Raw genomic sequence first — 13,072 nt, 5'->3', positions numbered from 1 at the left:
AACGGTAAGGACAGCGGCGATCGACTCGCCGCCAGCCGGGTCGGGTCAGCGAATTTCCACGCGGTAGCGGAAGTGCTCGGCATGCCCGCGAGAGCGTCGCCACTCCAGGGGATTGCCGGCGTAGTCCCGTGCCAGGCGCTCGATCACCACCACCGGGCTGTTGACCGGCACCTGCAGCAATCTTGCGTGCACCTCATTCACCGATTCGGCGGTGAGGGTTTCTTCGGCATAGGCGACAACCTGGCCGCAAACCTCTTCATAAATGGGGTAAAGCAACGGGCCCTTTTGCCTCAGGTCGATGTCGAGCAAGGCTTGGAAGCGGCTACGGGGCAACCAGATTTCTTCGGCGAGCACCGGCTCCACTTCCAGCAGACGCACCCGCACCAGGCGAATCACCGGCGCATCCACCGGCAACCCCAGCGCCTGGGCCACCGCCGACGGCGCGGCCACCGGTTCCACGGACAAGATCCGACTCTCGGGGACCCGGCGTTCACCAGAAGCGCTTTGAAAACGGAAGAAACGGAACAACGACGATTGAAACTGCGGCCGGCGAATGAAGGTGCCTCGGCCTTGCTGACGCTCCAGGATGCCCTCGCTGACCAGTGCATCGATAGCCTTACGCACTGTTCCGGTCGACAACTGGTACTCCGCTGAAAGGGCGGCCTCGGTCGGAATCGCCTCCCCCGGGCGCCAGCGGTTATTGGCGATCTGCTCAGCCAATTGGTCACGCAGACGTTGGTAAAGCGGCAGACGGACATCGCTGGAGAGAGAGCTCATTGACCTTATTCACCTTGTTATCTAGTCATATATATGAATATGAGCGGCGAGTATTTACCCAGGCTCGATGGCTGTCAAGAAGTGCCTGGGTGTCTCGTTGACGAATGGTGAATCCAATGACGCAGCCGCCCGCAATTAACAACGTTTAACTCGCACGCTCGCGGCCCACGTCCAAGAATGAAGCCCTCTGCCCAGACCTGGTTTCTCAAGCGCAAAGTTGTCCGCCCACCCTGCGGTGCGCCGGACATTTCCCACTGGCTGCGCGTAGTACCGCCCCTTCGCTCGCCCAATCTCACATGGAATGAAGCATGTTGCCTGCACCCCACCACTCAACCGCCGCCCTGAAGCCACTCTGGCTGCTTGCCCTGCTCACAAGCGGCACCGCACCGGCGATGGCAGCGGAACTCGCGCACAGCACGCCTGGCTTTCTCGACGGGGCGACGCTGCAAGTCCTCAGCCGTAACTTCTACCTCAACAATGACTATCGCGCCCCGACCCCGGCAGGCAAAAGCTACAAACAGGAGTGGGCCCAGGGCTTCATCGCCTCGTTCGAGTCCGGTTTCACCCCCGGCACGATCGGCGTAGGCATCGATGCCCACGGGTTCCTGGGGTTGAAACTGGACGGCGGCAAGGGGCATTCCGGAACGGGATTATTGCCGCTGGATGAGAACGGGCGAAGCGAGGAGCATTACTCCAGTGCGGGTGGCGCGCTGAAATTCAACGCCTCACGCACCACCCTGGCGGTCGGCGAAATGACTGTGCAGAGCCCGGTATTCGATACCGCAGACAAGCGCCTGCAACCCGAATACGCCAGCGGCCTGCTGCTCTCCAGCCGCGAGTTCGAAGGGGTCGACCTGCAGGCGGGTCACTTCAGTGCGTTCAAGAATCAGGACGCCTCGACCAGCAAGGGTGATTTTTCCGGGTATGGGGCGACGACGCGCCACGGCGTCATCGACTTCATCGGCGCCGACCTGTTCACCGGCCAAGCCCTGGGCGGTGCGCTCTACGCCTCCGAACTGAGCGATACCTGGCGCCAGTACTATGCCAACCTGCATGCCACCGTTGGCGAACTGTTCCTTGACGGCAACCTGTATCACACCCGCGACGATGGCAAGGCCATTGCCGGGGCCATCGACACCACAGCCTATAGCCTGAGCGGCAAGTACCGGTTCAATGCCCAGGCGTTCACCCTGGCCTATCAGAAAATCAACGGCGACACGCCCTTCGATTTCGTCGGCGGCGACTCCATCTACCTGGCCAACTCGATCAAATATGCCGACTTCAACGGCCCCGGCGAGCGCTCGTGGCAAGCGCGCTACGACCTCGACCTGGGCACCTTGGGCATCCCCGGCCTGAGCTTCATGGCCCGCTATGTGACTGGACGCGGGATCGACGGCAGCCATGCCCCCCAAGGCGGCGCCTACAACCCGTTCGATAGCGACACCGGCACTTACAGTCCGCAACAAGGCGCTGGCGGACGCCATTGGGAGCGCGACCTGGACCTGCACTACATCGTGCAGTCAGGCCCGGCCAAGGACCTGTCGTTGCAACTGTCCCACGTCATCCATCGCGCCAACAGCAGCCAGGGCGGCGATGACATCGATCGGCTGTATATCGTCATCCAGTACCCACTCAAGCTGGGGCCGTTCTGATCCTCGCGCGTCAGGAAACCGAAGGTGGACGAACACGCGCAGCGCCCGCCTGTTGCCCATGCCCCATGTATCCGCTGATTACTTGCGCGAGGCCTTATCGGTCATCCGAGTGGCACGGATGCTCGCCTCTTCAGCGGTACGTTGGGCCTGCTCGGACATTGTCTCGGCCTGCTCAGCCTTCCTGTAGGCCTCATCCGCCCTGAGCCTTGCCGTTGCAGCGTTATTCTCCGCCGACTCCAGTCGGGCATCCACTTCTTGGGCGAGCTTATTACAGCACCCGGCAGCGGTTGCTAGAAAAATGCTCATTAATACGACAGGTAAGTATCTATTCAAAGCCATGGTTATTTCCTCGGTTAAACGCAGCAGGAAAAACGGCTAGCAACTGGCTCGAGTATCTGGCAACACCCTCTGCCCACTCTGATCTTTGTCAACTGCATGGCTCGTCCGACGCCCACACCGTGGCTCACTTGAACCGAGTTGATTTAGCTCAATGTCTTTGCAGCCCTCAGGCGTAGAAAAAGCAAACCAGGGAGCCGGCGATCTCCCCGACCATTTATGCGCGGCCTGTTCGTCCGAGGCCTTTTATTGAGTCGAGGCCATGAAAAAAAACCACCAATGGAACCTGTCCTACTTCTTCATTGCACTGGCCGTGTTCAGCCTGGTGCAGTTCCTGTTTTTCGAACGCCCCGCGGTGCAGGTCATCCCCTATAGCCAGTTTTTGCAATTGCTGAACAATCGGCAGGTCAGCGATCTACGGGTAGAGAAGGACCAGATCCGCGGCCAGTTGCAGGAACCCATCGACGGCCACACCCAGTTCGCAACCGTGAGGGTGGAACCGGCACTGGCGGCGGATCTCGCCCACTCGGGGGTCGGGTTCACCGGCATCAACGAAAACACCTTCCTGAGTGGCCTGCTGGGCTGGTTGCTGCCCTTCGTGCTGATCATGGTGATCTGGCATTTCCTGTTTCGTGGGCTGGCGGAAAAACAGGGCATGGGTGGTTTGATGAACATCGGCAAGTCCCGCGCCAAGGTGTTCGTCGAACGCGATACCGGCGTGACCTTTGCCGACGTTGCCGGCATCGACGAAGCCAAGGTCGAGCTGGTGGAGATTGTTTCTTTCCTCAAGGACAAGGCGAAATACGCACGCTTGGGGGCCCACATTCCCAAAGGTACATTGCTGGTCGGTCCGCCAGGCACCGGCAAGACCCTGGTTGCCAAAGCCATCGCTGGAGAGGCCGGCGTGCCCTTCTTCTCGATATCAGGGTCGGAATTCGTCGAGATGTTCGTCGGTGTCGGCGCCGCTCGCGTGCATGACTTGTTCGAACAGGCCCGACAGGCCGCGCCCTGCATCATTTTTATCGATGAGCTCGATGCGCTGGGCATAATGCGCGGCGTCGGCGTCCTGGGCGGCAATGACGAAAAAGAGCAGACCCTCAACCAGCTGTTGGCAGAACTGGATGGGTTCGACCCGCGTGAAGGGGTCGTGCTGCTGGCAGCGACCAACCGCCCCGAGGTATTGGACCCGGCGCTGTTGCGAGCCGGCCGGATCGATCGACAGATCCTGATCGATCGCCCCGACCGTAAAGGCCGGCAGGCGATCCTCAAGGTTCACCTGCAGAAGATCGTCACTGACCAGGACCTCGATAGCGAGCGTATCGCCGACATCACCACGGGTTTTACTGGCGCAGACCTGGCCAACCTGGTCAACGAGGCCGCCATCATCGCCACTCGACGCGGTGCCGAAACGGTCAGCCTCGACGATTTCACCGCAGCCGTGGAGCGCATCGTTGCCGGGATCGAACGCAAGAGCAGCCTGTTACATCCCGATGAACGCCAAGTGGTGGCCTACCACGAAATGGGGCATGCGTTGGCGGCCAGCAACCTGCCGGACATGGACCCGGTCCATAAGGTGTCGATCGTGCCGCGCGCCATTGGCTCGCTGGGCTACACCCTGCAGCGACCGACGGAAGATCATTTTCTCGTCAGTTGCCAGATGCTCAAGGACCGCATGGTGGTCCTGATGGCGGGACGTGCCGCCGAATTCCTGGCCTATGGTCAGGTCTCGACCGGGGCCGCCGATGACCTGGCCCACGCCACGGATATCGCCCGACAGTTGATCACCCGCTTTGGCATGAGCACAGAGCTTGGCCTGGCGGTGCTGGAACGCAAAAGTGCCAGTTACCTGGGCGAGCGCACGGAAATGGGTGACAAGGACTACTCGGAACAAACCGCCAGGGAAGTCGACCTGGGTATCCGCGCCTTGCTCGCTGAAGCCTATCAACGCGCCAGGACACTGCTGGAAAGCCATCGGGAAGACCTCGACGCCGGGGCCCATCTGCTGGTGGAAAAGGAAACCCTGACACCTGAAGAGTTTGCCCCGCTCCTGCCGCTCAAACGCGCTGCGCTGGCTTTGCGACTGGTTTGACAGCGCCAGGCCGTTGATCGATCTGTCACAGCCCCTTTGTACGCCCGCCCACGATGCAGCAGCGTCGTCCTGCAGACCGACAGTGAAGGTTTGCAACCCATCGTTCGCGCCCCACTGCGCCAATCGACAGTCGGTATCGCTTTAGGCGACAAAAAACAGGCGTGGATGAGTTGTTCTTCTATGCTTGCTCCAACTACAGGAATTTACCCCATGGCCGAGTCCGAACCGCGACTTCTGCGGGTGCATGCCCTCAAGACCGCCTGCTCGAACTGCAGCGTGCTTGAACTGTGCCTGCCCATTGGCCTGACGGGTGGTGAAGTCGAGCGCCTCGACACGCTGATCGCCCAGCGGGTGAAGGTCAAGAAAGGCGCAGCGCTGTATCGCACCGGCGACCCGCTGCGCTCGTTGTATGCGGTGCGATTGGGTTTCTTCAAGACCAGCGTCCTCTCGGTAGACGGTCGCGAACAGGTCACCGGTTTCCAGATGCAAGGCGAAATGCTTGGCCTGGACGCCATCAGCACAGATCACTACGCCTGTAATGCCATTGCCCTGGAAGACAGCGAAGTCTGCCCGCTGCCTTTCAACCTCCTGGAAAAACTGGCCCACGACTTACCGTCGTTGCAGCACAACCTGAACAAACTCCTGAGCCAGGAAATCGTGCGCGACCACAGCATGCTGTTGATGCTCGGCAACATGAACGCCGACGAACGCCTGGCGGCGTTTCTATTGAACCTGTCCCAGCGGCATAACATGCGAGGTTATTCCTCCAAGGAATTCGTGCTGCGCATGAACCGCGAAGCCATCGGCTCCTACCTGGGCCTGCGCCTGGAAACCATCTGCCGGGGCATCGCCCACCTGCGCCAGGAGGAACTGGTGGACATGCATGGGCGTAATGTCACGATTCTGGACTTGCCCGGCCTCAAGCAAAAAGTCGCCGGTTGTCATCGTCATGCGGAACTGTGATGCCTGCTCTGCATGACATCTGATCTACGTCAATACCCGTCAACGCCTCCAAGCCGAGATTAAGACTCAGCGTTCGAACCTTTGCATCGACGAAGGTTACCGAACCTCCCGTCTCATGGAGGCTTAGATCATGGCAACGCACCTGCAAGGTACAGAGCCGGTCATCCCGACCGTCACACCTCACCCTTTGGCCGGCAGTTTGCGAAAGGTCGAGCCCAAGCGCCTGTCACTGAGCCTGCTGATCGCCCTGGTCGTCGGTTCGATGATCGGCAGCGGCATCTTCAGCCTGCCCCAGAACATGGCAGCCAGCGCCGGTGCCGGGGCGATCCTGATCGGCTGGCTCATCACCGGGGTGGGCATGCTCTCGCTGGCCCTGGTCTACCAGACCCTCTCCAACCGCCAACCGGAACTGGACAACGGCGTGTTTGCCTATGCCCGTGCCCTGGGCGGCGAATTCCTCGGTTTCAATTCGGCGTGGGGCTATTGGATCAGCGCCTGGATCGGCAATGTCAGTTACCTGGTGATTCTGTTCGCTGCACTCAGCTACTTTTTCCCCCTGTTTGGCGAAGGCAATAACAAGGCCGCGATCGTCGGCGCTTCTGTGGTGCTGTGGGCACTGCATTGGATGATCCTGCGCGGGATGCGCACCGCCGCCGAGGCCAACGCCCTGACGACGATCGCCAAGGTGGTGCCGTTGCTGTTGTTCATCGGGCTGGTCATTGCCGCGTTCTCCAAGGACACCTTCATGGTGGATTTCTGGGGCACGCCGGCGCTGGGCAGTACGCTGGACCAGGTCAAGAGCACCATGTTGGTGACGGTCTGGGTGTTCATCGGTATTGAAGGCGCCAACGTATTCTCCGCCCGGGCCGCCGAACGGGCCGACGTCGGCCGCGCCACGGTGATTGGCTTCATCCTGACATTGATGCTGCTGATCGCCGTTTCCCTATTGTCCTTGGGCATCCTCAGACAGCCCGAACTGGCCGCGCTGAAGAATCCTTCCATGGCCGGTGTACTGGAAGCGGTGGCCGGGCCTTGGGGCGCGGTGCTGATCAGTATTGGCCTGATTGTGTCAGTGGGCGGCGCGCTGCTGGCCTGGACGCTGTTGGCAGCCGAATCGGTCTTCACCCCGGCCAAGGAAAAGGTCATGCCACGCCTGCTGGCCACGGAAAACCAACATGGCGCACCGGCCAACGCGCTGTGGATCACCAACGGTTGCATCCAATTGTTCCTGTTGCTGACCCTGTATTCGAGTGCCAGCTACCTGGCGCTGATTTCTCTTGCCACCTCGATGATCCTGCTGCCGTACCTGTTCAGTGGCCTGTATGCACTGAAAATGACCTGGCAAGGCCAGACCTACGCCGGCCATCGCGCCCTGCAACTGCGCGACATGGCCATCGCTGTGGTCGCGACGGGCTATTGCGTCTGGCTGCTCTACGCCGCCGGCCCCCGGTACATGCTGCTCAGTGCCCTGCTCTATGCACCCGGCTCGCTGATCTACCTGAGCGCCCAACGGGCCAGGACAGGCCGGGCCCTCAATGGTTTTGGCTGGGGCCTGCTGATAGTGATCTGGGTGGCGGCGATCTTCGCCGGCTGGATGCTCTGGGCCGGCCAACTGTCTTTGTAAGTTCGCAAGCGTGCATTGACCCGTTCGGCAACGGTATCTGCTCATCTGGCCAGGTACCCGCCCGGACATCACCAAAGAGGAAATCAAATGTCCAATTCAGTGAAGAAAATGCCGGTCAAAACCGAAGAAAACGCTCCACCTCTCGCCAAGACTGAGCTCAGGCATCCGTTTGAAAAGCTCCGCCAGCAGGTGGATCGCCTGTTCGATGATTTCAACCGGGGCACGGGGCTTTCGCCTTTCAGTCGCGGCTTGTTCGATGTCGAGCCTTTCTGGCGTCGCGAGTTCTCCATGAGCAGCCTGCCGGCCGTTGACATCAGCGAGAAGGAAAAGAGCTTTGAAATCACCGCCGAGTTGCCCGGCATGGATCAGAAAGACATCGAAATCCGTCTGGCCAACGGCAACCTGATCATCAAGGGGGAGAAAAAAGACACCAAGGAAGAAAAAAGAAAGGGGTATCACCTGTCCGAGCGCCATTACGGCTCCTTCGAACGCGTGTTCAACCTGCCAAAAGGCGTCGACAGCGACAAGATCGAAGCCCAGTTCAGCAAAGGCGTGCTGACGCTGACACTGCCAAAAAAACCGGAAGCACTGAAAGCGGATAAGGTCGTGCCCATCAAGGCCGATTGATCGCTTTGAACCCTGCCCCTCGCCGGCCAACGACGAGGGGCTTTTTCTTGCCTGTGCCTATTTCAGGCCGAATGCGTCGTTGAAACGGCCACCGCTATCGCGAGCAAGCCCGCTCCCACACTGAACCGTGGCGGGTACAAATCCCATGGGCACAGAAAATTCCCTGTGGGAGCGGGCTTGCTCGCGAAGGCGGTGGCTCAGAGTTCGACGCTATCGCGGTACTCCGGCACCGACACCGACCAACCCAATTCGTCGTGAATGCGGTGGCGCAAGACATCGGACGCATTGGGCTCGCCATGCACGACATAGGTGTGCCGGGGTGGTGTCTTGAAGCCGCGCAGCCATTGCATGATTTCGTCCGCATCGGCATGGGCCGACAGCGTTTGCATGGGCACCACTTCGGCATTGATCGGCACATCCTTGCCATGAATGCGCACCGCCGGCTCGCCGGCCACAATCCTCGCACCGCGTGTACCGCCAGCCTGGAAACCGGGCATCAGCAAGGTGTTGATGGGGTTGGGCGCCAGGCTCTTGAGGTGGTGCAGCACTCGCCCGCCGGTGGCCATGCCACTGGCGGCGATGATCACCGCCGGGGTGCGTTGCAGGTCCAGGGCCATGGAATCCTTGACCGAGCGCACCGGATGGGCGATGTGGCACATGCCTTCGCACTCTTCCCTGGAGAGACGGTGCTCGTCACCAAAGCGCTGGTACAACCGGGTGACGTCGATGGCCATGGGGCTGTTGAGGTAGATCGGGATATCGGGGATCGCCCGGCGCTGTTTCAGGCGATACAAGTGGTACATCAGCAACTGGGCACGGCCAACCGTGAACGAGGGCACCAACGTGATGCCACGGCGCAACGCGGTGCGAGTGATCACCTCAGCCAATTGATCTTCCGGCGACTCGTGTGGGTGCCGACGGTCGCCGTAAGTGGACTCCACCAACAGGACATCCGCCTGCTCGATGACCTTCGGCGCGAACATCACCGGATCCTCGGGTCGCCCCAAGTCCCCGGAACACACCAGCGTCACCCCTGCGGCCTGGACCTGTACCGTCGCGGCACCGAGGATGTGTCCGGCGCGACGCAGCAAGATGGTTATCCCCCGGGCGATCTCCACCGGGTGTTCGAATGCAATCGGGCGCAGCAGTTTCAGCGCTCGTTCAGCGTGTTCACGGGTGTACAGCGGGAAGGCCGGTGCGTGTTTGGAAAACCCCTTGCGGTTGGCGTATTCGGCTTCTTCTTCCTGCAAGCGGGCGCTGTCACGCAGCAGGATCTTCACCAACTCACAGGTCACTGGCGAAGCATAGATGGGGCCGCGATAGCCATTACGCACCAGCACCGGCAGGTAGCCGCTGTGGTCCAGGTGGGCGTGGGTCAGTACGATCGCATCCAGGTCACGTATCGGCAGCTCGAAGGGATCCCAGTTATGCAGGCGCAATTGCTTGTAGCCCTGGAACAGGCCGCAATCGATCAGGATGCGCTGATCGTCGTGTTCCAGCAGGTACTTGCTGCCGGTGACCGTACCGGCGGCCCCGAGAAATGTCATGCGCATGGCGGTGCTCCTGGGCAATCGATCGTCAGTCTACTAATCACATTGCTGGACCTCGTTGCCGTTGATCTTTGTCAACAGCTAAGCGGTCGAGTCCGATCCATCACACCGCCAGGACACTGCAAGACACCTGGTACAGGATGTGCTCGGTCGTGCTGCCCAGTAGCCCATGCAGATCGTCGTGCTGGAATCGCCCCATGACGATCACGTCTACTTCATGCTCCAGGGCAAACTCACTCAGGGTCGAGACCGGATGTCCCAGTAGAAAATGCCTGCGCTCGGCCGGCACACCAAACAGATTCGCCAGTTCCAGAAAGGTTTTTTCCAGGCTCCTGCGCAGTTCCTTGCTGAGCTGCGACAGCGACAGGCCGCCACCGCCCACATCCCCCAGATAGACTGACGACACTTCATAGGCGTGAACCAGGTGCAGCTCGGCGTCGCACTGCAAGGCCAGCCCCATTGCCTGGCGGATGATCCGGTCGTTCAGCCCACTGTTCTGGGCAAACGCACTGGAAGGGTCCACCGCCGCGACCACTGTACGCGGCAGCGCATGACCGGTAGCCCCAACCAGATACATCGGAACAGGACAGTTGCGCAGCAGTTGCCAGTCCAGCGGGGTGAAAAAAGCCCGCTTGAGCATGGGCTCGTGTTGTACCTGCTTGATCAGCATATCCGGCTGGATCTGTGTAACGTGTTTCAGGATCTGCTTGCCCATCTTCTGGGCCCATTCCACCTCAGTGGTGACCCGCAGGCCGCGGCGACGCATCTTGTCCGCCTCATCCTCCAACCAATGACGATGGTCCTGGAGATAGTTCTGCCGCGCCTCCTCACGAGGCCCCTCTTCAAGCAGCGAAAGAATGTCCAGCGAGGGAATCAAGGCGGTGACATGCAAATGCGCCCCACTGGCCGTCGCCAGGGCCGCGGCGTGATGCAGGGCAGGCGAATGACGTTGTGCCGGGTTGAGGATCAGCAACAGGCGTTGGTACTGGCTCATGATAGGTCTCCAAAATCGGGCTCGAACGCCACGGCGCAGCGTCGATGCCATGAGGCATGTTGGCCGTCACTGCGGCGTCGGCGTCCAGCGCCAATTCAAGACCTCGGGCATGTCCTGCCCATGCTCGATGAGGTACAACTGGTGCTTTTCCATGGTTGCCCAATAGCGATCCCGAGCACTGTCCACCAGCGGCTGCAAGCGTGGCACGCGCTGGATGACATCGAGCGCCAGTTGGTAGCGGTCCAGGTGGTTGATGACCGCCATGTCGAACGGCGTCGTGGTGGCGCCCTCCTCCATGAATCCGCGGACATGGAAGTTATCGTGGCCGTGACGCTTGTAGACCAGCCGATGGATCAGCGACGGATAGCCGTGGAAGGCGAAAATCACTGGCTTGTCCACGGTAAACAACCCATCGAACTCGGCGTCCGGCAACCCGTGGGCATGCTGTTGCGGCGGTTGCAGGGCCATCAGGTCCACGACATTCACTACCCGCACGCGCAGATCGGGTACGTATTCGCGCAGCAACGTGACAGCGGCCAGGGTTTCCAACGTCGGCACGTCACCGGCACAGGCCATCACCACGTCCGGGTCTTCGTCGTTGTTGCAGGCAAAGGCCCAGCGACCGATCCCGATCGAGCAGTGCCGAACGGCCGAATCGATGTCCAGCCACTGCCATTCCGGCTGCTTGCCGGCCACGATCACATTGATGTAATCGCGACTCTTGAGGCAGTGATCGGCAACGGACAGCAGGCAATTGGCGTCCGCCGGCAGGTAGATGCGCACCACGTCGGCGCTCTTGTTCGCCACCAGATCGATGAACCCCGGGTCCTGGTGGGAAAAGCCATTGTGGTCCTGTCGCCAGACATGAGACGTGAGCAGATAATTGAGCGAAGCAATCGACGCGCGCCACGGGATCTGGGCGGCGGTCTTGAGCCATTTGGCGTGCTGATTGAACATCGAATCGACGATATGGATGAACGCCTCATAGCAGGAAAACAGCCCATGCCGGCCAGTCAGCAAATACCCCTCCAGCCAGCCTTCACACACTTGTTCGCTGAGGATTTCCATCACCCGGCCATCGCATGCCAAGTTCGTATCGTTTGCCTCCAGGGCCGCCATCCAGGTTTTGCCACTGACCTCGTACACCGCATCAAGACGATTGGAGGCGGTTTCGTCGGGGCCGAACAGACGGAAATTGCCTGCCCGCAGGTTGTGCTTCATCACATCACGCACAAAACCGCCCAACACCCGGGTGGCCTCTGCCTGCACGCTGCCGGGGGCGCAGAATTGCACGGCGTAATCGGTGAACCGCGGCAGTTCCAGGGGTTTGAGGAGCACGCCACCATTGGCATGGGGATTGGCGCCCAGGCGCCGATGTCCCGTCGGCGCCAAGGCGGCAATGTCCGGCAGCAACGCACCGTTGTCGTCGAACAACTCCTGCGGACGGTAGCTCTGGAGCCATTGTTCCAGTTGCATCAAATGCTGGGGCAACTCGAAGTGGCTCAGCGGCACCTGGTGGGCGCGCCAGGTGCCTTCGACCTGCTGGCCATCGACGAATTTCGGACCGGTCCAGCCCTTGGGGGTGCGCAGCACCAGCATTGGCCAAAGCTGGCGCTCCAAGGTACGTCCCGACGAATCCGCGCGGGCCATGCGCTGGATTTCGCGAATCTTGAGCAACATGCCGTCCAGGGTCCTGGCCAGCTGTTGGTGCACCGCTTGCGGATCGTCGCCTTCGACAAAATAAGGATCGTAGCCGTAGCCATACATCAGGGCCGACAGCTCGTCTTCACTGATGCGCGAAAGCAGCGTGGGGTTGGCGATCTTGAAACCGTTGAGATGAAGAATGGGCAGTACGGCGCCGTCACGCCTGGGGTTGAGGAATTTATTGGAATGCCAGCTCGCCGCCAACGTCCCGGTTTCCGCCTCACCGTCGCCGATGACGCAGGCCACGATCAGGTCAGGGTTGTCGAACGCCGCGCCATAGGCATGGGCCAGGGAATAACCCAACTCCCCACCTTCATGGATGGAGCCGGGAATCTGCGCAGAGACATGGCTGGATAAGCCATAAGGCCAGGAAAATTGCCGGAACAGGCGCAGCATTCCGTTTTCATTCTGCTCCACCGAGGGGTAACACTGGGTGAAGCTGCCCTCCAGGTAACTCTGGGCGACGATGGCGGGGCCGCCATGACCGGGGCCGGTGATCAGGATCATGTTCAAGTCACGGGTCTTGATCAGGTGATTGAGGTGCACGTAAATCAGGTTCAGCCCCGGCGTCGTGCCCCAATGGCCCAGCAGGCGCGGTTTGACATGATCGCGTTGCAGCGGTTTGCGCAGCAACGGGTTGTCCTTGAGGTAGATCTGCCCCACGGCGAGGTAATTGGACGCACGCCAGTAGGCGTCAATGCCTTCCAGTTGGTCGGGGCTGAGAAAATCACTCATCACGTCCTCCACAAAAACACA

The 13,072-nt window shown here is 60.5% G+C and carries 10 protein-coding genes; 5 read left to right on the top strand and 5 right to left on the bottom strand.

Annotated elements, in window-relative coordinates; all coding sequences use genetic code 11:
• Positions 1 to 45: 45 nt before the first annotated feature.
• The gene (locus BLP82_RS02945) at positions 46 to 777 is read right to left on the bottom strand and encodes a GntR family transcriptional regulator (RefSeq protein WP_092165213.1); all 732 of its coding nucleotides are present in this window, start codon (positions 775 to 777) and stop codon (positions 46 to 48) included.
• A 308-nt stretch (positions 778 to 1,085) separates the two neighbouring features.
• Here BLP82_RS02945 and BLP82_RS02940 point away from each other — a divergent pair, with 308 nt between their 5' ends.
• The gene (locus BLP82_RS02940; RefSeq protein ID WP_092165204.1) at positions 1,086 to 2,429 is read left to right on the top strand and encodes an OprD family porin; all 1,344 of its coding nucleotides are present in this window, start codon (positions 1,086 to 1,088) and stop codon (positions 2,427 to 2,429) included.
• Between the two features lie 78 nt (positions 2,430 to 2,507).
• On the opposite strand, the gene BLP82_RS02935 is transcribed toward BLP82_RS02940, so the two are convergent.
• Positions 2,508 to 2,768, bottom strand: a complete 261-nt coding sequence (locus tag BLP82_RS02935) for an Lpp/OprI family alanine-zipper lipoprotein (RefSeq protein ID WP_092165202.1) — start codon at positions 2,766 to 2,768, stop codon at positions 2,508 to 2,510.
• Between the two features lie 259 nt (positions 2,769 to 3,027).
• Here BLP82_RS02935 and ftsH point away from each other — a divergent pair, with 259 nt between their 5' ends.
• From ftsH to BLP82_RS02915, 4 genes are all read left to right on the top strand, one after another.
• The gene (gene ftsH, locus BLP82_RS02930; RefSeq protein ID WP_092165200.1) at positions 3,028 to 4,854 is read left to right on the top strand and encodes an ATP-dependent zinc metalloprotease FtsH; all 1,827 of its coding nucleotides are present in this window, start codon (positions 3,028 to 3,030) and stop codon (positions 4,852 to 4,854) included.
• A gap of 210 nt (positions 4,855 to 5,064) precedes the next feature.
• On the top strand, positions 5,065 to 5,817 hold the full coding sequence (fnr, locus tag BLP82_RS02925) for a fumarate/nitrate reduction transcriptional regulator Fnr (protein ID WP_092165198.1): 753 nt from the start codon (positions 5,065 to 5,067) through the stop codon (positions 5,815 to 5,817).
• Between the two features lie 130 nt (positions 5,818 to 5,947).
• Positions 5,948 to 7,441 (top strand): arginine-ornithine antiporter, encoded by a 1,494-nt coding sequence (arcD, locus tag BLP82_RS02920; protein WP_092165196.1) that lies wholly within the window; start codon positions 5,948 to 5,950, stop codon positions 7,439 to 7,441.
• An 87-nt stretch (positions 7,442 to 7,528) separates the two neighbouring features.
• Positions 7,529 to 8,068, top strand: a complete 540-nt coding sequence (locus BLP82_RS02915) for an Hsp20/alpha crystallin family protein (protein ID WP_092165194.1) — start codon at positions 7,529 to 7,531, stop codon at positions 8,066 to 8,068.
• A gap of 197 nt (positions 8,069 to 8,265) precedes the next feature.
• Here the strand turns inward: BLP82_RS02915 and BLP82_RS02910 are convergent, their stop codons facing one another.
• The 3 genes from BLP82_RS02910 to BLP82_RS02900 form a co-directional block, all read right to left on the bottom strand.
• A complete protein-coding gene (locus BLP82_RS02910; RefSeq protein WP_092165193.1) occupies positions 8,266 to 9,621 on the bottom strand; it encodes an MBL fold metallo-hydrolase RNA specificity domain-containing protein in 1,356 nt (451 codons plus the stop codon).
• Positions 9,622 to 9,721: 100 nt separating this feature from the next.
• A complete protein-coding gene (locus BLP82_RS02905) occupies positions 9,722 to 10,612 on the bottom strand; it encodes a universal stress protein (RefSeq protein ID WP_092165192.1) in 891 nt (296 codons plus the stop codon).
• Positions 10,613 to 10,678: 66 nt separating this feature from the next.
• On the bottom strand, positions 10,679 to 13,051 hold the full coding sequence (locus BLP82_RS02900) for a phosphoketolase family protein (protein WP_092165191.1): 2,373 nt from the start codon (positions 13,049 to 13,051) through the stop codon (positions 10,679 to 10,681).
• Between the last annotated feature and the right edge of the window lie 21 nt (positions 13,052 to 13,072).

This window comes from Pseudomonas sp. NFACC37-1 (genome assembly GCF_900101575.1).
Lineage (GTDB): Bacteria > Pseudomonadota > Gammaproteobacteria > Pseudomonadales > Pseudomonadaceae > Aquipseudomonas > Aquipseudomonas fluorescens_AA.
This window is presented reverse-complemented; position numbering and strand designations above follow the sequence as displayed.